Origin of the sequence: Cupriavidus gilardii (assembly GCF_008801915.1) — a bacterium.
GTDB lineage: Bacteria > Pseudomonadota > Gammaproteobacteria > Burkholderiales > Burkholderiaceae > Cupriavidus > Cupriavidus gilardii.
Genome location: NZ_VZOV01000001.1, coordinates 490,189 through 511,971, shown reverse-complemented (window position 1 = coordinate 511,971; position 21,783 = coordinate 490,189). Strand labels below are relative to the sequence as shown.

The following is a 21,783-nucleotide window of genomic DNA, read 5'->3' as shown; positions in this document are numbered from 1 at the left end:
TTGCGAATGGCTGCATGCTAAGCTGATGCAGAAAAATTCGAAAATTCGATTTTTAGCGCAATTTCATCGGCATTCCTAATCATGCTCGATCTCGAACTGCTCAAGACGTTTGTTAGCGTCGTCGACGCGGGCGGCTTCACGCGCGCCGGCGAGCGAGTCCACCGCACACAGTCGACCGTCAGCCAACAGATTCGCAAGCTGGAGGACCAGGTGGCGCAGCCGCTGCTGCTGCGCCAGCGCGCCGGCAAGTCGGTTGCTCTGACGGAGGCCGGCGAGCGGCTGCTCGGCTACGCGCGCCGTCTGGTCGATCTTGCCCGGGAGGCCGAGACGATGATGCAGACGCGGGGCAACGCCGGCGTCATCCGGCTCGGCGTGCCCGACGATTTCGATGTCAAGCGGCTGATTCCGCTGCTATCCGGCTTCGCCGCGCGCCATCCGGCGATCCGGCTGGATACCGTCAACGGTTTGAGCGTGGAGCTTTCCAACCGGATCGCCCGGCACGACCTTGATCTGGCGCTGCTCAAGCGCGACGCCGACGGTGCACCCGTACTGCTCCGGCGTCCGGAAACACTGAAATGGGTCGTGGGCCGGGGCTTTGCGATGGACACCGACCCGCTACCGCTGGTGGTGTTCGGCCATGGTTGCCTGTATCGGGACCGTGCGATCCACGCGCTCGAATCCTCGGGCCGCGGCTGGCGCATCGCCTTCACGAGCCAGAGCCTGGTCAGCATCCAGGCGGCGGTCGCCGCGAATCTCGGCCTAAGCCTGCTCCCGGCCACCGCCGTGCAGGACGATCATGTCGTGCTCGGCGCCAGGGCCGGATTGCCTGCCCCGCCGCCGACCGAGCTGGCGCTGATCGGCAGCGCGCGGCTGCTGACGCCCGCGCAGCAGGCGCTGGTGAACTATCTCGATGAGAAGCTGCCCGGACGCCGCCTACGCGCGCGACGTTGACGCTTCGGTCGATCCACGCCCCTTGCGCCGTACCGCCCGGACCTTCCCGCTGGGGCCGCCACCGCAGAAAAACCGATCCGCGCCATCGGACTCCAATCCCGACACGCCCATGCCTGCCGGCATCTCGATGCGCTCGATCACTTCCCCGGTCGCGGGATCGACATGGCGCAGGTCGCTGGCCTCGCCCTCCCAGGTGCCGTGCCACAGTTCGCCATCGACCCACGTGACACCGGTGACGAAGCGGTCGGAGGTCAGCGTGCGCAGCACCGCGCCGGTTTCCGGGTCGACCTGATGGATCTTGCGATCGCGCCACACGCCGACCCATAGCGTACCTTCCGCCCAGGCCAGTCCGGAGTTGCCGCCGTCGGTGGGTGCAGGGATGGTCGAGACAACCTGGCCGGTCTGCGGGTCGATCTTCTGGATACGGTCCCCGGCGATCTGGTACAGGTAGCGGCCGTCGAAGGCGGTGCCGGCATTGGCAGTGACGTCGATGGAGCGAAGCATCTGGCCGCTGGCCGGGTCCATGGCGTGGAGGCCGTCTCCGGACGCTACCCAGACATGCTTGCCGTCATACGACACGCCATGAACGGCCTCGATGCCAGGGAATGGCCCGTACTCCTGGAGGACTTCTGCGGGAATGGATTTCATGCTCGCTTCCTGGTGGATGGTGGTCAAAGGACTTGGCGCGTCACCGGCGGGCAAGCAAGTTGCGCGATGGCGCCTTCATGCCCGCATCCTAGTCCAGACTCGGGATCGCCGGGAGTAACAAGGTCGTCGTGATTTCCGGCACCGGCGCCGTCATCCACCGGCGCGCACGTCCGTGGCCAATGGCCTGCACCTTGCCGGCCTCCGCCAGCGCATCCAGCGCGCGTTGCACGGTCCGCTGGCTGGCGCCGAGCGCCAGGGCCAGCCCGGAGCTGGACCACGATTCGCCATCGGCCAGCAAGGCCAGCACCGCGGCATGCCGCTCGTCGACCGGCCGTGCCAGCACCACGACGGGCCGTGTGCCGTGCGGCACCAGCGCATAGCCGCGCGCCGTCGCGCGGATGTCGGCCAATGACCGAATGGCGGCACGCAGCCGGCCCATTTCGACACGCAGACGGGACCGATGCGAATCATCGGCATGCTTGATGCGAAAGGCATGCGCGATCAGGCTGTCGCGCGGTACATCGTCCGGCCAGGCCTCGCCCAGGGCGTGCGCGAGCGCGAACAGGACCGGCCGCGTCGCCAGCGGGACCACCGTGCCGGCGTGGCGCACGGCGTGGCGGCACCCGTCGACCACCAGCGTGTTCGATGCAAGCAGTGCCTCGACTTCGTCCAGCCGTAGTTGTCGCGTTTCGCCGCGATCGATCAGGCGGGCCGCGGGGCCGGCGAGCATCGCGGCGGTCCGATCGACCTCCGCGGCCAGGGCCGGGATGGCAGCCAGGCGGGCCGCGTGGCGCGCGCGATCCAGCGCCGCGGCGGCGCTGCGCGCATGCACGCGCCGCATGGCGATGCCGGCGATCACCAGTTCGTGCACCGTCCGCAGCGCCGGTGGCAGCTGCGCCGGATCGACCCCGGTCAGCATCTGCTCGGCCTCGTCCAGCCGCCCGATCAGCAACAGCCGGCGGCTGGCCAGATAGCGTGCATGCGCGGCATTGGCGTGGTCGCCGTGCGCCTCAAGCGTCAGGCGGGCCGCATCGAGCGCCCTGGCCGGCCAGCCAAGGTCGCGCGCAGCCAGGGCGATCTCCGCCTCGGCCACCACGCATCTGGCCCGGGCAACGGGAGCGCGGTGGCCGAAGGCTCGCGCGGCGCTGCGCACCAGCGCCTTGGCCCGCACGAGATCGCCAAGTTGCGCCATCGCGATGCCGCGCAACGCCAGCGCCGGCGCGTCATCGCGCAGGGCAACGCAATTGAGTGCCCCGAGCGGGTTACCGGCCGCAAGCGCGCGGGCCGCCGCCGAGATCGTCGGGTCCATTCGAATCACGCCACACTTGTCACTCCCTCCCTGTCGAAGCCGGCGCCTAATCTAGCACGACGATCAACCGACCCGGCGCGCCGCTGCCGTGCAGCACGACAACACGACAGCACGGCAGCCCACGCCACGTCCACATGGAGGAAGCACGATGACAACCCACCCCACCGCCAACCGCGAACATTGGCTGGCCGCCCGCCTGGAGTTGCTCGAGGCCGAGAAGGCGCTGACGCGGCGCAGCGACGAAATCGCCCGCCAGCGTCAGGCGCTGCCATGGCTGCGCATCGACAAGACCTACCGCTTCGACACCGACGAGGGCCCCGCGACGCTGGCCGACCTGTTTCGCGGCCGCTCCCAGCTGCTGGTCTACCACTTCATGTTCGGCCCCGACTACAAGGCCGGCTGCCCGTCGTGCTCGGCGATCGCGGACGGCTTCAACGGCTTTGCCGTCCACCTTGCCAATCACGACGTCGCGCTGACCGCCGTATCGCGCGCGCCGCTGGCCAAGCTGCAGGCCTACAAGCAGCGCATGGGATGGACCTTCCCGTGGGCGTCGTCGCACGACAGCGACTTCAATGCCGACTTCAACGTGTCGTTCACCACCGCGCAGCAGCGCGATGGCGACATCGAATACAACTACCGCCGCGAGCCCGCCGTACGCGGATGGCGCCGCAACATGGAAGGCGGCGGCCAGGCCGCGGAAGACCGGATCGCCGCGATGTGCGGCACCGATACCGCTACCTTTCACCGCGACCGGCCCGGCTTGAGCGCCTTCGTGATGGAGGACGGCGTGGTCTATCACACCTACTCGGCGTATTCGCGTGGACTGGACGGACTCTGGGGCATGTACCAGTGGCTGGACCGCGCGCCGAAGGGCCGCAACGAAACGGGCGTTTGGTGGCGCCGCCATGACGAGTACGGCGAGCGCTGAACCGGCGCACTGCTGCGCCGGCGGCGAGCTTGCGGGCAGGGACGGGAGCCGGCGAACCTTCTTCGGCGCCTGCGCCGTGCTGTTCGGCCTCGGCGCAGCGGCCACGGTGTCACTGCATGACGCGCTGCATGGCGCGATGTCTTCGATGGCGGCCACGCCGATGCCCGGTGGCTGGACGCTGTCGATGGCCTGGGCGCCGATGTGCGGGCAAACCTGGGCCGGCGCCGCCGCGGCCTTCATCGGCATGTGGGTCGTGATGATGGTAGCGATGATGCTGCCGTCGATCGCGCCGGCGCTGTGGCGCTGCCGCGTGGCCGCGGAGGAAACGGGGCGCGCGACGTGGCTGACGCTGGTGGCAGCGGCGGCCTACTTCCTGTTGTGGGCCGCGCTGGGATTGGCGGTCTTCATGCTCGGCGCCGCGCTGGTTGCGCTTGCGATGCAGTGGCCGACGCTGGCGCGGGCCATGCCTACCCTTGCCGGCCTCGTGGTGCTCGCCGCCGGCGGCCTGCAATTGACCGCGTGGAAGACTCGCTTGCTGACGGGCTGCCGGCACTCGTCCCCCGCAGCGTCACTGCAAAACACGGCTGCCGCGTGGCGGCATGGCGTTCGCCTCGGCCTGCATTGCATCCAGTGCTGCGCGGGCGTGACCGCAAGCCTCGCGGCGGTCGGCGTGATGGACCTTGGCGCCATGGCGGTCGCTACCGTGGCAATCAGCGCCGAACGGCTGGTGCCGGCCGGCCAGCGGGTAGCCAGGGCCAGCGGCACGCTCGGCATCGGCGCGGGCGCATGGCTGGCGCTGCACGGTGCCGGGCTGCTCTAGCGCTGATGGCGAGCGGGGAATGGCCAACGCCGCGCGGCAACGGCCATCACGGCACCCACCAATACCGGGTGATATGGAAGAACACCGGCGCGGCGAACACCACCGAGTCGAGCCGATCGAGCATGCCGCCGTGGCCCTGGATCATCTGGCCCCAGTCCTTGATGCCGCGGTCGCGCTTGATCGCCGACATCACGAGCCCGCCGAGAAAGCCCATCAGCGCGATGACCAGCGCGATCGCGCCCGCCTGCCACGGCGCGAACGGCGTGATCCACCACAGCGCGGCACCGAGCGCGGTCGCGCTGGCGACGCCGCCGACGAAACCCTCGACCGTCTTGGACGGCGACAGCAGCGGCGCGATCTTGCGCTTGCCGCACAGCTTTCCCCAGACATACTGCAACACGTCGCTGCCCTGCACCACGATCACCAGGAAGGCGATCAGCAGCAGGTTGCGGCCCTCGAAGCCCGGGATCGGCAGCGTCAGCAGCGCCGGCACATGCGAGATGCAGAACACGCAGATCATCACGGCCCATTGCACGCCTGCGCAGCGTTCGAGAAAACGCGTCGTCTCGGCCGACAGCGCGGCGAGAATCGGCAGCAGCAGGAAGGCATAGACCGGGATCAGGATCGAGAACATGCCGTACCAGTCGACATAGACCAGCACGTATTGCAGCGGCAGGAACAGGAAGAAGGCGGCGACGATCGCACGATGGTCGCCGCGCCGCGTCGTCGTAATGGTCACGAACTCACGCAGTGCGAAGAACGACAACAGGTAGAACAGCACGATCACCGCGGTGCGGCCCAGCGCAAAGGCCACGCCCATCACGCCGATCATCCACCACCAGGCCCAGACCCGCTGCGCCAGGTTGTCGATCACCGGGTGCGCGCCGCCACCGGCAATGCGCCAGCGCAGCAGCAGCGTCACCGTCGAGGCGAGCAGCAGCACGGCAAACAGGCCGCCGAACAGCAGCCAGGTCTCGTGGTTCCAATGCAGGGTCGGCATGGCGGGTCAATCCAGTACGGGGGCGAGCGCGAGCAGGCCGTCGCGGCATCGGGCGAGGAAGCGGTCCTTGTCGTCGTCCGGAGCCAGCAGCACCGGCTGACCGAACGTCACCGTGCACAGCAGCGGCACCGGCACGAATTCGCCCTTGGGCATCACGCGGTTCAGGTTGTCGATCCACACGGGAACGAACTCGACCGACGGGCAGGCGCGCGCCAGATGGAAGATGCCGCTCTTGAACGGCAGCAGCCGCGCCTCGGTGGTGTTGCGCGTGCCCTCGGGAAACAGGATCAGCGAATCGCCGCCTTCCAGCGCGCCACGCATCAGCGCGACCGGATCGCTGCCGGGGTCGCTGCGGGTGCGATCGATCAGCAGCGCACGAAAGACATCGCGCCCGATGAAGCGCCGCAACGGCGAGCGATCCCAGTAGTCGGCGCCTGCTACCGGCCGCGTGCGCGGGCGCAGCTCTGGCGGCAGGCAGCCCCAGATCAGCACGAAGTCGCCGTGGCTGCTGTGATTGGCGAAGTAGACGCGCTGCACTGCCGCCGGCACGCAGCCTTGCCAGTTGGCCCGCATGCCGGTCAGCAGGCGGGCGAAGACGATGATGGCGCGCGCGGTCACGCGGGCTATCCACATGGCGTTATCCCAGGATCGATGCAAGAAAGGTCAAGACAAGCTGAATCACGGCCAGCGCGCCGCACAGCCGCACCAGCCGCAGCGCACCGCGCGCGCGGTCGGTCATCGTCCGGCCCTGGCGGCCTGGCGCGATCCAGCCGAGCTGCAGCAGCGCCGCATCCAGGCCCGCCAGATCGGCCGCGCCGTGGCGGCTCGCGTAAGTCGCCAGCGCCTCGAAGAGCCGGCGGTCGATCGCCACCCGCAGCAGCAGCCAGAGCTGGGCCAGCGCGAGCAGCACCGGCATGCCCGCGAGCCAGCCGGGCAAATCGTCGGCAACGAGCAGCCAGACGGTCGCAAGGCCGAACGCCAGCCCGGCACCCGCCATCCAGATGGCGCCGGACAGCGCACCGGCAACGGCATGCGCGGTCCAGGCGTCGATGTTGGCTTCGACGTTTACGCCGGCGCCCTTCTGCATCGAATCAGGCGGCATGGTCCATCTCCGTTGCCCGGGCCTGCACGAGCCACCGCCGCAGCGCGTCGGCATGGGCGTCGCCGAGCACGACCGCATGACGGTGGGTACGCAGATGGGCAAGCGCCGCGTCGACGGCCGCCACGGCATCGGGCGAACCTTGACGACGCGCGAGCCACGCGGTGACCACCATCGCGCTGCGCGAATAACCAAGCGCGCAACTGACCAATACGTGCCTGCCCGCCGCGTGCCACGCGTCGAGCTGGGCTACCGCCAGATCGAGCTGCGCGGAGGTGGGAACGGTCAGGTCCAGCATCGGCACGCAGCGATAGCCGAGCGGATCGCCGCCGACCGCGCGCGGCAGTTCCGCGCTGAGGTCGAGCACGGCATCGGCACCGCACGCGCGCAGGTCCGCCCGCGTGGGGAAACGCCCTACCCGAATGCCGTCCGCGATGACGCTTGCCTGCGGGTCGCGCCGCGTCCACCAGCGCGAATTGAGAAAGGCGCTCAGCACATAGGGCGCCAGCACCCAGCGCGCGGCGATCGCCATGGTGCCGTCGCTGTCCTTCTGGAACCAGGCCGGCGCCGCCAGCGCATAGATGCGGGCGACACAGGCGAGCGCCAGCGCGCCCCACAGCAGCAACAGCGCCAGCGTGACCGAGGCACTCAGTGCCAGCAGCGCGCACAGCAACGTCGCCACCGCCCCGAGCCCGTAGCGGCGCGCGAGCCGGCGCGTGCTTCCATCCGGGGCGTTTGCCGCAACAGCCGGCAGGCGCAGCGGAAACAGATAGACGCACAGCCAGCCAACCAGCGCGCCGGTAGGCACGTCGATCAGATGGTGCTGCCAGGTCGTCAGCACCGAGACGCCGATCAGCGCGAACCAGCCATGCAGCAGCCAGTGCCAGCGCCTGGGCAGGTGCGCGGCGAACGCGACCCACAGAATGATCAACAGGCTGATATGCAGCGACGGCGCCTGATTGAACGGCAGATCGAAGCCGCCCAGCAGCCGGAACAGCTCGCCCGGCAAGCCATCCGCCTCGGGACGCGCGAAGGCAAAGCGCAGCGGGAACGCGATAAAGCAGGCAACCGAGATCAATTGCGCCGCGACCAGGCGCTTGACGTGCGTCAGCAGCCCGGCGCGAGTGCGCCACAGGAAAAACGAGATGCCGTACAGCAGGTCGATCGACCAGTACGGCACGATGGTCCACGGCACGAAGGGGATGCCGCGTTCCCAGCCGAAGTGGAACGACGGCACGTCCGCACGCTGGCTGGCCAGCCAGTTGGCGAAGCCGTAGCTCGAGAAGAACAGCGCGCCGGCCAACGCCAGCAGCACGCAGGCCAGGCCCCAGGGGCGGGCCTCCCTCGGAGCAGGCTGCGTCCCAGACTGCGTGTCGGCAGGCAAGGCGCTCATGCGTCGTGCCTGCGCGCCAGGCTGACGGTGAAGATGCCCCAGCGGTCGATCCGCTGCGTCACCTTGTCGAAACCGGCGGTGCGCACCAGTTCGTCCATCTCGGCCTGCGAGCGGCGCCGCATCACCCAGGCCGCGCCGGCGCGGTGGCTCGTCAGCGCGCGGGCGATGAACTCGAGCTGCGGATGCCACGGCTGGCCCGTATACACAAGATAGCCGCCGGGCGGCACCGCACGCGCCAGGCCGCCAAGCGAGCGGCGGATCATCGCGTTGTCGGGAAACAGCTCGTATAGGCCGGAGACCACCGCCAACGTGGGCGCCGGCGACAACGCGGCCAGATCGTCGCCGTCGAACGCGTCGCCCTGCTCGAAGCGGGCGATGTCGCCGAGGCCCTTGGCCGTGATCAGCGCCCTGCCCTGTTCCACGTTCAGCGCGCTGTAGTCGCGCAGCAGGATCGATTCGACAGCGCTGCGATCGAGCTTCTCCAGCGCCTCCAGCACGTAGCGGCCGTGGCCGGCGGCGATATCGACGATCCGCACCGGCACGCCGTCCGCGCGCAGCCGGCGCACGCCCTCGGCAATCAGCTCCTCGGCATGAACCTTGCGCTGGCGGATGCCGCGCCAGCCGATCGCCTCGAGGTACTGGCGGTCGGCCATCCGGCCCAGCGCGCCGCGGCCCGATGGCGTGTTGCGATAGACGTAGTCGAGCGTCGAGCCCGAATCGAAGCCGGTCTGGTGCCCGAGGCGCACGCCGTCGGACAGCAGGCCGCCCAGCTTCAGGTTGGCGCGCGCCGCGCGCCAATACCACGCCGCCAGGCCGGTCGGCGCCGAGGCGAGCCGGTCCGATTCCTCGCGGAACGGGCCGATCTGGTCGGCATCGAGCAGCGAGCGCGGCGCCGACGGCGAGTCGAATTCGCGCACGATGAAGCGCCGCGCCGCCTCGACCGCGCGCTGCCGGTCGCGCTCGCCCAGCGTGTCGTGATAGAAGCCATCGAGCACGATGCGCTCCTTGGTCCGGCTGCCCAGCCGTTCGTAGAAGCGGTCCTGCGGGCCGCGATGGACCACCCAGTCTGCGCCGGAGATCAGCAGCTGCGTCGGCACGGTGATCGCCGCGGCGTCGGCGACGATCCGTTCGGCGGTCTCGTACAGATCAAGCAGGATATTGACCGCTATCGGCCGCGTGATCAGCGGATCGTTGTCATAGCTGGCAATGCGCTCGGGATCGTGGGTCAGGAACTTCGCCTTGACATAGCTGTTGACGAAGAACTTGCCGCGCAGCCGGTGCATCAGCTTCAGGCCCGGGCGCGCGAACGGCACATACAGCTTGACCTTGAACGCAGGCGAAGCCAACACCAGCGCGCGGATCGGCGGCGCGTAGTCGTGAACCCAGGTCGCGGCCAGCACCGCGCCGACGCTCTGCGCCACCACCGCCATCCGCTGCAGCGGGATACCGTGGTTGGCACCGATATGTTCGGTAAAGGTCTGGATATCGCGCACGGAGTCGGCCAGGCTCGGGCTATAGCCGCGCTCTCCCGGCGAGCGCCCATGGCCGCGGGCGTCCCAGGCAAAGATGCCGTAGCCCGGCAGATTCAGTTCGTCGGCAAGGTGGGCGACACGGCCGGAATGTTCGTGCCCCCGATGGAACAGCACCACCGCACCGCGCGGCTGCCCCTCGACCGCCGGCCAATGCCGATAGAACAGCGTCTGCCCGTCGTGGGTCTGAAATTGCAATTCCTGCGGCTGGCGTGACGACAGTCGATCCATGCTTACTCCGCAGTGTGGGCTGGCGATTGGGCCTGCGCTTCGGCAACGCCGCGCCGCACCCGGTTGACGACGGTCAGCACCGACAACAGCGACAGCAGCAGCCACAGCCACGGCCCGGCCGCGCCGAAGCCCAGGCCGACGCCGGCCCACAGCGCGATCGCGCCAACCACCAGCGCGCGGTCGCTCTTGCCGAAGGGGCCGTCGTAGCGGCGGCTTGCACCGGCCAGCGGACCGATCAGCCCCGCGGCCTCGACGATCACCGCCAGCAGGGCAAACGGTCCGACCTGGACCAGATTGAAGTCCGGCAGCGCGGCCAGCGGCAGGATCAGCGCGACATCGGAGACGATGTCGCCGAGCTCGTTCAGATAGGCACCCAGCGCGCTCTTCTGGCCATGCTCGCGCGCCAACATGCCGTCGATCGCATTGAGCGCCATCCGCGCGAACAGCCATAGAGGGAACAGCAGGAACAGCGCCGAGGTCTCGGCAACCAGCGCGCCGATCGCGGCCAGCGCACCGACGGCCAGCGAGCCGGCCGCGGCGACCAGCGTCACCTGATTGGCGGTGGCGCCGCGCTCGGCCAGATCCTGGACCAGCGGCCGCAGCCATGCCTGAAATCTGGGCTTGAGTTCGTAGAGCGTCATTGCGCCGGCCTCCCGCAGAGCTTGCGCCGGAAGCGGCATGGCGATGCGCCAGGCTGAGCCGGGACCGGACGCCCTGTGCGCCCGGTGAACCGGGACCCCTTCCGGATTTATTGGTATTGGTATCTGGTGTTGGCTCGACGCCGCGCATGCCCGTGGCGGCATGGCTGGCGTCAAGGCCGAGACATTACCAGAACTGCAGTCGGCGGTGAATTCAGCAATTGTTAATTCGGCGCCCGGGTGCGCCGATGCAACGCCACGAGCTCACGCAGGCATAAGCCGCCGAGTTCAAGCCGGCGCGGCCGCGTCAATTCCTGGCAGACAAAGCCATCGATGCTTGCGCTGCGCCCAATGCAGCAATTGCGGCGGCGGGAAATCCCGGTCCTCCAGACAGCCCGCCGATACCGAAATGGCTTCCTTCAATGCCTCCGCCCGCATCAGCACCACCGATCCGCACGTGGTGCAGAATTCCTGTATTCGGCATAGATGGCCCGGTAGGAAAAGGCCGAGCCGGTACAGCGCTGGCACTCGAGGCAGCTGCACGCGTAGACGCGGCGCGGTTCGCCCGCGAGGATCAGTTCCACGCCACGGCATGAACAAGCCGCGGTTCGCTTGCGGACTTCAGCCTGCATTGGCGCACTCCGCAATCTGATGCGGAGCCGATTGGCACGGGTTCATTAGAATGGCAATGGCAATGGCAGGCAAGTTCATCTGCCAAGCGGCACGCGGCTGCGAATTCGATGTCATGCAACAGTTCTCCGGCGATCGAACGAACGACCAAGGTCGCGACCGCCCGATGTTTGTGGAAGGGAGAATCGATGATATCGATTCACCTTTGCCCGAGGAAGAACGCACCTCGAGGTAAGTACCCCGAATCCGGGGATGGAGTTTTTTTGCGATGAGGAACAAGGAACCGGACAGCTGCGGCTTTGCCTCTGCGCTGCAGGCAATCGGCGGCAAATGGAAAACATCGGTGCTTTGGGAATTGCATCTGCGCCCGCATCGATTCGCGGAATTGCGCCGGCTGTTGCCCGGCGTCAGCGAAAAAGTCCTGGCGCAGCAATTGCGGCAGATGGAGCTGGACGGACTGATCCATCGCCATGATTACGATGAAGTGCCGCCGCGCGTCGAATACTCGATCACGCCGTTGGGCGTGAGCCTGAACGACGCGGTGACGGCGATGTCCGCCTGGGGCAAACGGCACGAGGCGTGGAAGGCCGGGCAGCAAGCAGCGGCCTGAGCGGCTGAGCGCAATGGGCGGGGACCGAACGGAGCGATGACCATGGTGCAGAAGACCGTAACGCGCTTCGAGGTCGATGGCACCGATTGCGTCGGCTACGTCTATCGCCCGGCGCAGCGCAAGCCGTTGCCCGTCTGCATCGTGATGGCGCACGGCTTCGGCGGAACGCAACAGGGCTCGCTGGCCAGCACCGCCGGGGACTTTGCCTCGGCGGGCTTTGTCGTGCTGACCTTCGACTACCGCTATTTCGGCGAGAGCGGCGGCATGCCGCGCCAGCTGATCTCGATCGCCGCGCAGAAGAGGGACTGGCATGCGGCAATCGCGCACGCTCGCCACCTGCCAGGCGTCGATGCGGAGCGCATCGCGTTGTGGGGCAGCTCGCTGAGCGGCGGGCATGTGGTCGAGGTAGCCGCCGAAGACTCGCGTATCGCCGCGGTGGTCGCGCAGGTGCCGTTCAACGGCTTTCCGCGCAAGGTCGAAGGCAGGACCCCGGCCGAAACCCGACAATTGCTGTCGGCCGTGCTGAAGGACTGGTGGCATGGCCGAACCGGCCGGCCGCCGCACTATGTCCCAGCGGTCGCCCCGCGTGGGCGGCTGGCGGTGATGGCATTCGACGAGGCTGAAGAGGTGATTCGCTCGATGCGCAACGACAGCTGGCGCAACGAAATCACGCCGCGCGTGCTGCTCGACATGATGCTGTGGTATCGGCCGGGGCGCCGCGCGCACCGCGTCAACGCGCCGCTGCTGGTCTGTCTGGCCGAGCGCGATGCACAAACGCCCTCGCACCTCGGCCGCCGGATCGCGGATCGGGCACCGCTCGGCGAATTGCGGCGCTATCCCTGCGCGCATTTCGACTTCTACAAGGAGGCGGTCCGCCGCCTCGTCGTCGAAGATCAGATCGGCTTTTTGCGTACCCATCTGGCCTGGCCCGAAAGGCAAGCCGAATTCGCTTGAACGCGGCGCCGGGCCGCGCTCGGCATCTCGTCCGGCACATCCCGCCTGGTTCCGCCGCGATCCCGGTGACGGCCCTCGACATTCGCCGCCGCAACTTCTACTGTCCAGCAAGACAGGAACGCTGCGCGCGGCGCATCGGCCTGCCCGGACAACACAAAAGGGGGGCCGCCATGACGACCTTGCATTCGCGCCGCACGTTTCTCGTCGCCACGCTCGGGACCGCCCTCGCCGCCTGCGGAGGCGATGACGACGATCCCCCGCCATCGGGCGGCGAGCCACCCCCGCCGGTGCCGGAGGCGCGGATCACCCAGGCCATCGCCAGTCTGGACAAGCTGGTGACCGACCAGATGTCGCGCACCGGCGTGCCCGGGGTGGCCACCGCTGTGGTGCGGCGCGATCCCGCCGGCAATCGCGTCGTCTATGCCAAAGGCTTCGGCAAGCGGGCTGTCGACGAGCCGGCGACGGTCGACGCCGATACCGTATTTCAGCTTGCCTCGATGTCGAAATCGATCGGCGCCATGGTCGTCGCGAATCAGGTCGGCGTCGGCCGCATCCGTTGGGACACGCCTGTGCAATCGCAATTGCCCTGGTTTGCCTTGTCCGATCCCGCGGTGAATCCGGTATTGACGGTGGCGGACCTGTACTCGCACCGCTCGGGCCTGCCGGATCATGCCGGCGACCGGCTCGAGGACATGGGGTACGACCGCCGCCAGGTGCTGGAGCGGCTGCGGTTCCTGCCGCTGCATCCGTTCCGCGCGTCGTACCAGTACACCAATTTCGGGCTGACCGCCGCCGCCGAAGCGGTCGCAACCGCAGCGGCGACGGACTGGGCCACGCTATCGGAACAGACCCTGTATGGTCCGCTCGGCATGACGCGCACCAGCTCGCGCCACGCCGATTATGTGGCCCGCGATAATCGGGCGGTCGGCCACGTACGGGAGAACGGCGTGTGGGTACGCGGGCCGGTACGCGATGCCGATGCGCAATCGCCGGCGGGCGGCGTCAGCGCCTCGGTCAACGATGTCGCCCGCTGGCTGATCATGATGCTTGGCGAAGGCATGTTCGAAGGCAGACGCATCGTCGAGGCCGGCGCGCTGAAGGAAGCGATCGCACCGCATAATCAGTCGACGCCGCCGGCAGGCGGACGTCCGGCCGGCTTCTACGGCTATGGCTTCAATGTCGGCACGAATCCCGCCGGCCGCCCGATGTACAACCACTCGGGCGCGTTCGCGCTCGGCGCCGCCACGGCCTTTCTCGCGGTGCCATCGCTCGGCCTGGCGATCGTCACGCTGACCAACGGCTATCCGATCGGCGTGCCCGAGACGATCAACAACCAGTTCTTCGATCTGGTCGATCACGGGGCGATCCAGCAGGACTGGGCCACGATCATCGAGGAGGCGCTCGCCCCCGTGCTGGCGCCGGAGGGCGCGCTGGTCGGCGCCACGCCGCCGGCCTCGCCGCTGCCGCCGCGCGCGCTGTCCGTCTATGCCGGCGACTACGCTAACGACTACTACGGGCCCATCACGGTGCGCGAGTCCGCGGGTGCGCTGGTGCTGACGATCGGCCCGGCGCCGCTGGTGCTGCCGTTATCGCATTGGGATGGCGACGTCTACACGTTCCAGCTGCGCAACGAGAACGCGACGCCCGGCACGATCTCGCGCGTCTGGTTCGGCAGCGATCGGCTGACGCTGGAGTACTACGACCAGGAGGGCCTGGGCACCTTCCCGCGGACGAGCTGAAGCGCGGTCCCGTGCGGGACCGCGCTTCGTTCAGCAGACGACTTCAGCCGACAGCGTCAGGCCGCCGTCAAACCTGCCCCATCGCCGGATCGCTGACCAGGTCCTTGCCGGTTTCCATCCGTCCGGCAAAGCGGCGGCGGAACGCCGGGCTTGCGTCGCAGGTCACGACGAAGTCGTACCAGCAGCCCGAGTCGGCGATCGCCCATTCGAACTCGACGACCTTGCCGGGGGCGACCATCTTCGTCCACGGGCCGTCGTTGCGATAGGCCAGCGCCTCGGCCGTAAAACGGATCGGCCGGCTGCCGTTGTTATGCAGCTTGACTTGCACGGTGGGGCGCTCGCACGGGTTGTAGCAGACCTGGATCTCCGGCATCGCCTCGCCCTGCTCCGCCACATCGCCGACGAAGCTGCGGTGATAGCCGTTCGGACCCAGTACCCACAGATCGTACTTGCCACCGTCGCCGCTCAGATCCCAGACGTCGTCGATCATCTTGCCGGCCTCGACGACGATGCGCCGCGGAATGCGGTCCAGATGCAGGCGATCGTAGACGTGGAACACCGCACCGGCACTGCGCGCGCTGGCATTGGCGAACAGCAGCTGCAGCCGGTTGTTGCGGGCATCGACGCGTGCGCTGGTGTGAAGCTCGTACGGCAGCGCACGGGACGGACGCGTGCCGGCGTCCTGTACCGGCAACTCCGGCGTGGCGGGCACCGGGATCTTCGGCATGGCTTGCTGCGCGGCCGTCAGGCTGGTGGCCTCGGCGCGCGTGGTGCGGCCGGCCAGCGCGGGCAGCGGATCGGCGTTCGGCGTGGCGAAATTGAAGGCGCTGGTCAGATCGCCGCAGACCGCGCGGCGGTACGGGCTGATCTGCGGCTCCATCACGCCGAAGCGTGCCTCGAGGAAGCGGATCACCGAGGTATGGTCGAACACTTCCGAATTGACCCAGCCGCCGCGGCTCCACGGCGAGACGATCCACATCGGCACGCGCGGACCCGGGCCATAGGGCCGGCCATCGCGGGCCGGCTGCTTCGGCGTGGCCGGCTGGTAGTCGTGGTACTCGAAGGCCATCTGCGCATCGGACAGCGTCGATTTGCCGGCAACGGTGCCATCGGGATTGCGCGACGGCGCGGTCGGCGGCGGCAGGTGGTCGAAGAAGCCGTCGTTCTCGTCGTAGTTGATGATCAGCGCGGTCTTGCTCCAGACCTCGGGGTCCGACGTCAGCGCATCGAGAATCGCCTGTACATACCAGCCGCCCTTGGCCGGGCTAGACGGCCCCGGGTGTTCGCTGAACTCGGCCGGCGGGATGATCCAGGAGACTTCCGGCAGGCGGCCGTTCTGCACGTCGTCGCGCAGCGACTGCAGGAAGCCGCCATCGGCCATGGTGTTGCAGAAGCCCTTGGCGAACGGGCTGTAGCGGTCGTCGATCGCGGGATCGTACGGCGGATTGAAGCCGGGGGCGTTGGTGTTCGACACCTGCCGGCCCGCCGGCATCTTCTCCATCTCGGCGCGCCAATGACGGAAGCTCATCATCTGGTTGCAACCGAAGTTGTCGGGGATGTTCTGGTAGACCTTCCAGCTGACGCCGGCGGCCTGCAGCCGGTCCGCATAGGTTTCCCAGGTCCAGCCCTCGGTCGACGGGCCAACGTCGGCGCCGCCATTGAATTCGTTGACGGTGACCGCGACGTTGTCGCCGGTCGGGCCGTTGGAGCCTGTCCAGTAGAACAGGCGGTTGGCGATGGTGCCGGTATGGATGCCGCAATGGTAGGCATCGCACAGCGTGAAGGCATCGGCCAGCGCGCGCTGGAACGTCACCTCCTCGTCATCGTAGTAGCCCATCGACAGCGGCTGCTTGGCGACCGGCCAGCGATCCATGCGTCCGTGGTCCCAAGCCGCCTGCGAGTCGGCCCAGTTGTGCGGCGTGCCGCCGGCGCGCTGCGCGTTGCCGGCCGTCTCGTCGAGGTGATACGGCGTGATGATGTTGCCGTTCGCATCGGTCTGGTACAGCGCGGTGCGGCCGTTGCGCAGCGGAATCGGGAAGCGGTCGCCGTAGCCGCGCACGCCCTTGAACGTGCCGAAATAGCTGTCGAACGAACGGTTCTCGAGCATCACCATCACGACGTGCTTGACGTCCTTGATGGTGCCTGTCGCATTGTGGGCTTCGATCGCCAGCGCGCGGCGGATGGCGGGCGGGAAGCTCGCCAGCACGGCAGCAGCGGCGCCGGTGCCAAGCGAAGCCTTCAGGAATTGTCGCTTCGACGGATTGAATGTCATGGCGGATTCTTGTTCGTTGGGGACGGAGCCCAGTCAGGGCGCGCAGCGGCTCGAGCAGTTGCCGGGCTTGCCGGGCAGCTTGCCGCTCGGATTGGTGGTGTCGGGGGCGGCCGAGGGCGACAGCGTCGCGCCATCGTCGCCGCCGCCGCAGCCGGCCAGCAGCAGCGCGGCCAGCATGGCGCCGACCGCGAGCGGCGCCGAAGTGCGGCGCCGCAACAGGGAAGCGAAGGGAAGAAGCATGGCTGGAGTTCCGTGGTGGGGAAAGGGACAGCGTTATCGTTGGCATGCATTGTTGGCAGCTCAAATGTCAGTTCCTTGACACATTGCGACAACTACGAATCTTCGTTACTGATTGCATTGCCTCTGCGCTGTGCCGTCGCGGTGGAGCACCGCTTGCAGCGGCCCTTCCCTTCCTCTAGGCTTGCCTGGTCGATCGTTCGCGCACGCACGCCCTCTTCACCATGCAGCGCTTTCTCGTCATCGCCGGCCTGGCCTTGCTCGCGGCCGGACTCGCCTGGCCCTGGCTCTCCCGTCTTCCCTTCGGTCGCCTGCCAGGGGACATCCATATCGTCCGGGAGGGCTTTCAATTCCATTTCCCGATCACGACCTGCATCGTGATCTCACTGATCGTTTCCGTTCTGATCTGGCTGTTCCGCCGCTGATTCGCGACGCCAGGTGCCGTCGATGCGGCATAGCGGCATTCGTCAGCGGAAGGCCCAGCACCGTCATCGCTCTGTCATCACCTCCCCCCAGAATGCCCCCGTCATTCAGCAAGGGAGTCGACATGACCCATGCAATCGAAGTGCGCGGCGTCAGCAAGTCGTTCCGGGCCGACCGAAAGGCCCTCGACGACGTGACGCTGCAGGTGGCGCCCGGCGAAATGGTGGCGCTGCTGGGGGCCTCGGGCTCCGGCAAGTCCACGCTGCTGCGTCATGTGGCCGGTTTCGTCGCCGCCGACAGCGGCGAGATCCTGGTACATGGCCGCACCGTGCAGCGCGATGGCCGGCTCGCCGCGGACGTTCGCAAGGCCCGCGCCGAAATCGGCTTCGTGTTCCAGCAGTTCAATCTGGTCGGTCGCCTGCCGGTGATCACCAACGTGATGATCGGCATGTTGAGCCGCATCCCGAAATGGCGTGGCCTGCTTCGCTATTTCAAGGCCGATGAACTGCGCGCCGGGCTCGATGCGCTTGCGCAAGTTGGTATAGACGACTATGCGTTTCAACGTGCTTCGACGTTGTCGGGCGGCCAGCAGCAGCGCGCCGCGATTGCGCGGACGCTGGTGCAGAACGCCCGCGTGATCCTGGCCGACGAGCCGATCGCCTCGCTCGATCCCGAATCGTCGCGCCGCGTGATGGCGCTGCTGACACAGATCAATCGCACGCACAAGGTCGCCGTGGTGGTGTCGCTGCATCAGGTCGACATCGCGATGCGCTACTGCCCGCGCGTGGTGGCGCTGCGCCACGGCAAGGTCGTCTACGACGGCCCGTCCCAGGCGCTGACGCAGAGCATGCTGCGCGATCTCTATGGCACCGAGGCCGACGAGCTGCTGCATGACCTGGTGCCCGACCGGATCGCGATGCCGGCCGACGGCATGCTGGTACCGGCCACCGTCAGGATGGATCTCGCGGCCGCGTGAGCACCCTTGCTGATCCAGCTGCTTCTCGCTGCCGCACCGCATTCCTCACCCCAATTCCGCATCGGAGACCACCATGCTTCGCAGAACCTTCTTCGCGCTGATCGCATCGGCCATCGTCGCCACCCCGGCCCTGGCGCAGGATGCCAAGCCGCTGAGCATCGGCTTCATCTCGACCGAGTCGTCGTCGAACCTGAAGACCGCCTGGCAACCGCTGATCGATGACCTGAGCAAGACGCTCGGCGTGCCGGTCAAGCCGTTCTTCGCGTCCGACTATGCCGGCATCATCGAAGGCATGCGCTTCAACAAGGTGCAGATCGCCTGGTTCGGCAACAAGTCGGCGATGGAGGCGGTCGATCGCGCCAACGGCGAGGTATTCGCCTCGGTGATCGACAAGGACGGCAACCCGGGCTACTGGTCGCTGCTGATCGTCAGCAAGGACAGCGACCTGAAGTCGGTCGACGACGTGATCAAGCGCGGCAAGGAGCTGTCCTACGGCGCCGGCGATCCGAACTCGACCTCGGGCACGCTGGTCCCCGGCCACTATCTGTGGGCGGCCAACAAGGTCGACCCGAAGACGCTGTTCAAGGCGGTGCGCATCGGCAACCATGAAGCCAACCTGTTGTCCGTGCTGAACAAGCAGGTCGACGTCGCGGTCAACAATACCGAGAACCTCGGGCGCTATCGGGTCAACACCGGCAAGGACCCGTACGAACAGGTGCGCGTGCTGTGGAAATCGCCGCTGATCCCGGCCGATCCGATGGTGTACCGCAAGGACCTGCCGGCCGACCTGAAGAAGAAGATCCAGACCTTCTTCGTCAACTACGGCAAGGGCGCCGATGCCGCGCGCGAGAAGCAGGTGCTGGCCACGCTGACCTACCAGGGCTTCCGCCCGTCCAGCGATGCGCAACTGGTGCCGATCCGGCAGATCGAGCTGGCCAAGGAGAAGGCCCGCATCGAATCGGACGGCACGCTTGGCGCCGCCGACAAGGAAAAGCGGCTGGCGGACGTGTCGCGCCGGCTTGCCGAACTCGACAAGGCCGTCAGCGCGCAGTGATCGCGCTGTAATTGCGCTGTGATTGCGCAGTCGTTGCGCATCGTTTCGACTGACCGCAGGGCCGGGGCCGTGCCGCGTCCCTGCCGCCTACTTTCTTTCTACGGATTCCCTGATGACCGCCACCGCCAAGCCCGGCCTGCCTTCGCCGAACGCGAACGGCCGGCCGCCGCGCGCCTCCCTGTCCGCCATGCTCGTCTGGGCCATCGTGCTCGCGATGCTGACCCTGTCCTGGCAGGGCGCCGACATGCGCCCGCTTGACCTGCTGCGCGACTCCGGCAATATGGCGCAGTTCGCCGCCGACTTCTTCCCGCCCGACTTCCGCGACTGGCGGCACTATCTCGACGAGATGCTGGTGACGGTGCAGATCGCCGTCTGGGGCACCGCGCTGGCGGTCGCCGTGGCAGTGCCGCTGGGCCTGCTGTGTTCGGCCAATATCGTGCCGGCGTGGATCTACCAGCCGGCGAGGCGCCTGATGGACGCCTCGCGCGCCATCAACGAGATGGTGTTCGCGATGCTGTTCATCGTCGCCGTCGGGCTGGGACCATTCGCCGGCGTGCTGGCGATCTGGATTCACACCACCGGCGTGCTCGCCAAGCTGTTCGCCGAGGCGGTCGAGGCCATCGATCCGCGTCCGGTCGAGGGCGTGCGCGCCACCGGCGCGGGCCGGCTGGAAGAAATCGTCTACGGCGTGATTCCGCAGGTGCTGCCGCTGTGGCTGTCGTTTGCGCTCTATCGCTTCGAGTCGAATGTCCGTTCGGCGTCGGTGGTCGGCATCGTCGGCGCGGGCGGCATCGGCACCGTGCTGTGGGAGATCATCCGCAGCTTCCAGTACGCGCAGACCTGTGCCGTGATGCTGCTGATCATCGCCTTCGTGACCGTGATCGACGTGCTTTCGGCGCAGATCCGCAAGGTGCTGGTCTGAGGACGGCCGGCACCGCTTCCGTACCTTCCGTACCGGGTTTCGGCGATCAGCGCCCTTCGTCCGCCGGCCTGATGGCCGGCGCGATGCCGATTGCCTTTGCCATCGCCTCGGCAGCCGAGTGCAGCGCCCCGCTGTTGTCGATCTCGACAATCCGGCAATCGGCGGGCACATCGAACGGCGCGGTGGCACGTGCCAGGCGCCGTGCGATTGCCTCTTCCGACTCCCGGCCACGCTGGCGCAAGCGTGCGGCCAGCACTTCCGGCGACACCCGCACATGGAGCGCACTCAGCTTTGGATAGCGCGCCACCGCTTGCGGCAGGTACTCGCGCGAGCCATTGACGACGACCTTCATACCCCGTGCCAGCCACTGCTCGATCTCGATACCGATGCCATAGTGCAGGCCGTGGCTGTGCCAGTGCATCGCCATGCAGCCCCGCGCCACGCGGCGATGGAATTCCTCGGTGGTCAGCGCCACCGACGCCTCGTTGGCATCCGCCTGTCGCGTGATATAGCGATGCGCGACGATCAGGCGGTCGTCGCTGCCCGCTCTCGCGCGCAGCGCCCGCAGCAGCGAGTCCTTGCCGCTGCCCGATGGCCCCATCAGGTAGAACAGACCGGCGCCATCCACGCCGTGATTTGCCGCGCTCATGCCGACAGGTACGCCCCGCCGGCGCCATCTCTGGTTCCGCCATCGAAACCGTAGTGCCGTGCCGCCACGAAAGCGGCCCCGGGCTCGGGCTGGACGAACACGCTGACGCTGTCCACGCGAAGCGGCGTGTCCAGCAGCGCGCCGGCCGCCATCGACAGCTGGGCCAGCGCCGCGGCCTGCCGCTCCGCGTCCAGCATGCCGGTCAGCGTGATATGGAAGGTAAAGGTCTCGAACAGATAGGGATAGCCCCAGTCGCGCAGCATCTGCTGCTCCAGCTCGGACAGCCGTTCGGGGTTGCGCCGCGCGATTTCGTCCGGCGTTGGCGGCGCGCGGAAGCGGTCCAGCTCGCGCACGCTCGCGTCGGCAAGCAGGTGCACCCGCTCTGCCGCCTCGTGCCGATCCGCCAGGCTCCACGCAACAAAGCCCCGCAGCGCGCGCAGCGTCAACGGAACCTGGAACGGATGCCGACCGCGGGCGAAATTGCGCACCGCATCATCCAGCATTGCCGGGACCATGCCTTCGGCCAACCGGAACGGCGGCTTCAGCGTCGCGTGCAGGCCGTAATGGGCCGGCGCCTCGACCCACTCGGCCGGCCGCGCCGCCATCTCGGGAAGCAGGGGTACCGCTGCCCCTGTGTCCGCGTCGCGGCCGAGCCAGTGTTGGCCGAAGGTACGGAACGGCTCGTTGGGAGCAAGGTAAATGGCGTATCGATGCGCCGGCATGGTCATGTGCGTGCGTGTGTCCAATCGGCAGGCTAACGCGGCAAGGTGA

Annotated in this window: 24 protein-coding genes; 11 read left to right on the top strand and 13 right to left on the bottom strand. The window is 67.8% G+C overall.

What is annotated here, in order from left to right:
* The first annotated feature begins 81 nt into the window (after positions 1-81).
* Entirely contained in the window at positions 82-951 is an 870-nt protein-coding gene (locus tag F7Q96_RS02285) for a LysR substrate-binding domain-containing protein (protein ID WP_053823966.1), read from the top strand.
* On the opposite strand, the gene F7Q96_RS02280 is transcribed toward F7Q96_RS02285, so the two are convergent.
* Complete coding sequence (locus F7Q96_RS02280; protein WP_053823967.1) at positions 934-1,599, bottom strand: Vgb family protein; 666 nt, start codon at positions 1,597-1,599, stop codon at positions 934-936. The two genes, F7Q96_RS02285 and F7Q96_RS02280, sit on opposite strands and share 18 nt — an antisense overlap.
* An 88-nt stretch (positions 1,600-1,687) precedes the next feature.
* Complete coding sequence (locus F7Q96_RS02275) at positions 1,688-2,908, bottom strand: DNA-binding protein (protein WP_053823968.1); 1,221 nt, start codon at positions 2,906-2,908, stop codon at positions 1,688-1,690.
* A 148-nt stretch (positions 2,909-3,056) separates the two neighbouring features.
* On the opposite strand from F7Q96_RS02275, the gene F7Q96_RS02270 reads away from it, so the two are divergent.
* Entirely contained in the window at positions 3,057-3,836 is a 780-nt protein-coding gene (locus F7Q96_RS02270) for a DUF899 domain-containing protein (RefSeq protein ID WP_053823969.1), read from the top strand.
* Entirely contained in the window at positions 3,814-4,656 is an 843-nt protein-coding gene (locus F7Q96_RS02265) for a DUF2182 domain-containing protein (protein WP_053823970.1), read from the top strand. The genes F7Q96_RS02270 and F7Q96_RS02265 overlap by 23 nt, the downstream gene beginning before the upstream one ends.
* 46 nt (positions 4,657-4,702) lie before the next feature.
* On the opposite strand, the gene F7Q96_RS02260 is transcribed toward F7Q96_RS02265, so the two are convergent.
* The 7 genes from F7Q96_RS02260 to F7Q96_RS27550 form a co-directional block, all read right to left on the bottom strand.
* Positions 4,703-5,656 carry a phosphatidate cytidylyltransferase gene (locus F7Q96_RS02260; RefSeq protein WP_053823971.1) on the bottom strand — a complete coding sequence of 318 codons (954 nt, stop codon included), beginning with the start codon at positions 5,654-5,656 and terminating at the stop codon, positions 4,703-4,705.
* 6 nt (positions 5,657-5,662) lie between these two features.
* Complete coding sequence (locus F7Q96_RS02255) at positions 5,663-6,289, bottom strand: lysophospholipid acyltransferase family protein (RefSeq protein ID WP_053823972.1); 627 nt, start codon at positions 6,287-6,289, stop codon at positions 5,663-5,665.
* Positions 6,290-6,293: 4 nt separating this feature from the next.
* A complete protein-coding gene (locus tag F7Q96_RS02250) occupies positions 6,294-6,758 on the bottom strand; it encodes a hypothetical protein (RefSeq protein ID WP_226994942.1) in 465 nt (154 codons plus the stop codon).
* The gene (locus F7Q96_RS02245) at positions 6,748-8,148 is read right to left on the bottom strand and encodes a phosphatase PAP2/dual specificity phosphatase family protein (RefSeq protein WP_053823973.1); all 1,401 of its coding nucleotides are present in this window, start codon (positions 8,146-8,148) and stop codon (positions 6,748-6,750) included. The genes F7Q96_RS02250 and F7Q96_RS02245 overlap by 11 nt, the downstream gene beginning before the upstream one ends.
* Positions 8,145-9,908, bottom strand: coding sequence for a bifunctional alpha/beta hydrolase/class I SAM-dependent methyltransferase (locus F7Q96_RS02240; RefSeq protein ID WP_053823974.1), 1,764 nt, complete (start codon positions 9,906-9,908; stop codon positions 8,145-8,147). Before F7Q96_RS02240 ends, F7Q96_RS02245 begins: the two co-directional genes overlap by 4 nt.
* 2 nt (positions 9,909-9,910) lie before the next feature.
* Positions 9,911-10,549: a CDP-alcohol phosphatidyltransferase family protein gene (locus F7Q96_RS02235; protein WP_053824633.1), complete on the bottom strand. Its 639-nt coding sequence runs from the start codon at positions 10,547-10,549 to the stop codon at positions 9,911-9,913.
* A gap of 434 nt (positions 10,550-10,983) precedes the next feature.
* The gene (locus tag F7Q96_RS27550; RefSeq protein ID WP_455550982.1) at positions 10,984-11,178 is read right to left on the bottom strand and encodes a GFA family protein; all 195 of its coding nucleotides are present in this window, start codon (positions 11,176-11,178) and stop codon (positions 10,984-10,986) included.
* Between the two features lie 62 nt (positions 11,179-11,240).
* Here F7Q96_RS27550 and F7Q96_RS26765 point away from each other — a divergent pair, with 62 nt between their 5' ends.
* The 4 genes from F7Q96_RS26765 to F7Q96_RS02215 all read left to right on the top strand — a co-directional run bounded on the left by F7Q96_RS26765 (position 11,241) and on the right by F7Q96_RS02215 (position 14,479).
* The gene (locus F7Q96_RS26765) at positions 11,241-11,411 is read left to right on the top strand and encodes a hypothetical protein (RefSeq protein WP_158507288.1); all 171 of its coding nucleotides are present in this window, start codon (positions 11,241-11,243) and stop codon (positions 11,409-11,411) included.
* Positions 11,412-11,444: 33 nt separating this feature from the next.
* Positions 11,445-11,786 (top strand): winged helix-turn-helix transcriptional regulator, encoded by a 342-nt coding sequence (locus F7Q96_RS02225; protein ID WP_053823975.1) that lies wholly within the window; start codon positions 11,445-11,447, stop codon positions 11,784-11,786.
* 36 nt (positions 11,787-11,822) lie between these two features.
* Entirely contained in the window at positions 11,823-12,740 is a 918-nt protein-coding gene (locus tag F7Q96_RS02220) for an alpha/beta hydrolase (protein WP_082371751.1), read from the top strand.
* Positions 12,741-12,910: 170 nt separating this feature from the next.
* Positions 12,911-14,479, top strand: a complete 1,569-nt coding sequence (locus F7Q96_RS02215) for a serine hydrolase (RefSeq protein ID WP_053823976.1) — start codon at positions 12,911-12,913, stop codon at positions 14,477-14,479.
* A 67-nt stretch (positions 14,480-14,546) separates the two neighbouring features.
* On the opposite strand, the gene F7Q96_RS02210 is transcribed toward F7Q96_RS02215, so the two are convergent.
* Complete coding sequence (locus F7Q96_RS02210; protein ID WP_053823977.1) at positions 14,547-16,751, bottom strand: phosphocholine-specific phospholipase C; 2,205 nt, start codon at positions 16,749-16,751, stop codon at positions 14,547-14,549.
* A 33-nt stretch (positions 16,752-16,784) separates the two neighbouring features.
* Positions 16,785-16,991 carry a hypothetical protein gene (locus tag F7Q96_RS02205; protein ID WP_053823978.1) on the bottom strand — a complete coding sequence of 69 codons (207 nt, stop codon included), beginning with the start codon at positions 16,989-16,991 and terminating at the stop codon, positions 16,785-16,787.
* 221 nt (positions 16,992-17,212) lie between these two features.
* On the opposite strand from F7Q96_RS02205, the gene F7Q96_RS02200 reads away from it, so the two are divergent.
* From F7Q96_RS02200 to phnE, 4 genes are all read left to right on the top strand, one after another.
* The gene (locus F7Q96_RS02200) at positions 17,213-17,413 is read left to right on the top strand and encodes a DUF2905 domain-containing protein (RefSeq protein WP_053823979.1); all 201 of its coding nucleotides are present in this window, start codon (positions 17,213-17,215) and stop codon (positions 17,411-17,413) included.
* 122 nt (positions 17,414-17,535) lie between these two features.
* Positions 17,536-18,387, top strand: a complete 852-nt coding sequence (gene phnC / locus F7Q96_RS02195; RefSeq protein ID WP_053823980.1) for a phosphonate ABC transporter ATP-binding protein — start codon at positions 17,536-17,538, stop codon at positions 18,385-18,387.
* A gap of 73 nt (positions 18,388-18,460) precedes the next feature.
* The gene (gene phnD, locus F7Q96_RS02190) at positions 18,461-19,441 is read left to right on the top strand and encodes a phosphonate ABC transporter substrate-binding protein (RefSeq protein WP_053823981.1); all 981 of its coding nucleotides are present in this window, start codon (positions 18,461-18,463) and stop codon (positions 19,439-19,441) included.
* A 112-nt stretch (positions 19,442-19,553) separates the two neighbouring features.
* On the top strand, positions 19,554-20,363 hold the full coding sequence (phnE, locus tag F7Q96_RS02185) for a phosphonate ABC transporter, permease protein PhnE (protein WP_053823982.1): 810 nt from the start codon (positions 19,554-19,556) through the stop codon (positions 20,361-20,363).
* Positions 20,364-20,409: 46 nt separating this feature from the next.
* Here phnE and phnN read toward each other — a convergent pair whose 3' ends face one another.
* Both phnN and F7Q96_RS02175 read right to left on the bottom strand, forming a co-directional pair.
* The gene (phnN, locus tag F7Q96_RS02180) at positions 20,410-21,012 is read right to left on the bottom strand and encodes a phosphonate metabolism protein/1,5-bisphosphokinase (PRPP-forming) PhnN (RefSeq protein WP_053823983.1); all 603 of its coding nucleotides are present in this window, start codon (positions 21,010-21,012) and stop codon (positions 20,410-20,412) included.
* On the bottom strand, positions 21,009-21,740 hold the full coding sequence (locus F7Q96_RS02175; protein WP_053823984.1) for a DUF1045 domain-containing protein: 732 nt from the start codon (positions 21,738-21,740) through the stop codon (positions 21,009-21,011). Before F7Q96_RS02175 ends, phnN begins: the two co-directional genes overlap by 4 nt.
* Positions 21,741-21,783 lie beyond the last annotated feature (43 nt).

What these genes read in the sequence shown, in the direction of transcription:
- F7Q96_RS02285 (WP_053823966.1), top strand. Translation starts at nt 82, where the DNA reads ATGCTCGATCTCGAACTGCTCAAGACGTTTGTTAGCGTCGTCGACGCG.
- F7Q96_RS02280 (WP_053823967.1), bottom strand. Translation starts at nt 1,599, where the DNA reads ATGAAATCCATTCCCGCAGAAGTCCTCCAGGAGTACGGGCCATTCCCT.
- F7Q96_RS02275 (WP_053823968.1), bottom strand. Translation starts at nt 2,908, where the DNA reads ATGGACCCGACGATCTCGGCGGCGGCCCGCGCGCTTGCGGCCGGTAAC.
- F7Q96_RS02270 (WP_053823969.1), top strand. Translation starts at nt 3,057, where the DNA reads ATGACAACCCACCCCACCGCCAACCGCGAACATTGGCTGGCCGCCCGC.
- F7Q96_RS02265 (WP_053823970.1), top strand. Translation starts at nt 3,814, where the DNA reads ATGACGAGTACGGCGAGCGCTGAACCGGCGCACTGCTGCGCCGGCGGC.
- F7Q96_RS02260 (WP_053823971.1), bottom strand. Translation starts at nt 5,656, where the DNA reads ATGCCGACCCTGCATTGGAACCACGAGACCTGGCTGCTGTTCGGCGGC.
- F7Q96_RS02255 (WP_053823972.1), bottom strand. Translation starts at nt 6,289, where the DNA reads ATGTGGATAGCCCGCGTGACCGCGCGCGCCATCATCGTCTTCGCCCGC.
- F7Q96_RS02250 (WP_226994942.1), bottom strand. Translation starts at nt 6,758, where the DNA reads ATGCCGCCTGATTCGATGCAGAAGGGCGCCGGCGTAAACGTCGAAGCC.
- F7Q96_RS02245 (WP_053823973.1), bottom strand. Translation starts at nt 8,148, where the DNA reads ATGAGCGCCTTGCCTGCCGACACGCAGTCTGGGACGCAGCCTGCTCCG.
- F7Q96_RS02240 (WP_053823974.1), bottom strand. Translation starts at nt 9,908, where the DNA reads ATGGATCGACTGTCGTCACGCCAGCCGCAGGAATTGCAATTTCAGACC.
- F7Q96_RS02235 (WP_053824633.1), bottom strand. Translation starts at nt 10,549, where the DNA reads ATGACGCTCTACGAACTCAAGCCCAGATTTCAGGCATGGCTGCGGCCG.
- F7Q96_RS27550 (WP_455550982.1), bottom strand. Translation starts at nt 11,178, where the DNA reads ATGCAGGCTGAAGTCCGCAAGCGAACCGCGGCTTGTTCATGCCGTGGC.
- F7Q96_RS26765 (WP_158507288.1), top strand. Translation starts at nt 11,241, where the DNA reads ATGGCAGGCAAGTTCATCTGCCAAGCGGCACGCGGCTGCGAATTCGAT.
- F7Q96_RS02225 (WP_053823975.1), top strand. Translation starts at nt 11,445, where the DNA reads ATGAGGAACAAGGAACCGGACAGCTGCGGCTTTGCCTCTGCGCTGCAG.
- F7Q96_RS02220 (WP_082371751.1), top strand. Translation starts at nt 11,823, where the DNA reads ATGACCATGGTGCAGAAGACCGTAACGCGCTTCGAGGTCGATGGCACC.
- F7Q96_RS02215 (WP_053823976.1), top strand. Translation starts at nt 12,911, where the DNA reads ATGACGACCTTGCATTCGCGCCGCACGTTTCTCGTCGCCACGCTCGGG.
- F7Q96_RS02210 (WP_053823977.1), bottom strand. Translation starts at nt 16,751, where the DNA reads ATGACATTCAATCCGTCGAAGCGACAATTCCTGAAGGCTTCGCTTGGC.
- F7Q96_RS02205 (WP_053823978.1), bottom strand. Translation starts at nt 16,991, where the DNA reads ATGCTTCTTCCCTTCGCTTCCCTGTTGCGGCGCCGCACTTCGGCGCCG.
- F7Q96_RS02200 (WP_053823979.1), top strand. Translation starts at nt 17,213, where the DNA reads ATGCAGCGCTTTCTCGTCATCGCCGGCCTGGCCTTGCTCGCGGCCGGA.
- phnC (WP_053823980.1), top strand. Translation starts at nt 17,536, where the DNA reads ATGACCCATGCAATCGAAGTGCGCGGCGTCAGCAAGTCGTTCCGGGCC.
- phnD (WP_053823981.1), top strand. Translation starts at nt 18,461, where the DNA reads ATGCTTCGCAGAACCTTCTTCGCGCTGATCGCATCGGCCATCGTCGCC.
- phnE (WP_053823982.1), top strand. Translation starts at nt 19,554, where the DNA reads ATGACCGCCACCGCCAAGCCCGGCCTGCCTTCGCCGAACGCGAACGGC.
- phnN (WP_053823983.1), bottom strand. Translation starts at nt 21,012, where the DNA reads ATGAGCGCGGCAAATCACGGCGTGGATGGCGCCGGTCTGTTCTACCTG.
- F7Q96_RS02175 (WP_053823984.1), bottom strand. Translation starts at nt 21,740, where the DNA reads ATGACCATGCCGGCGCATCGATACGCCATTTACCTTGCTCCCAACGAG.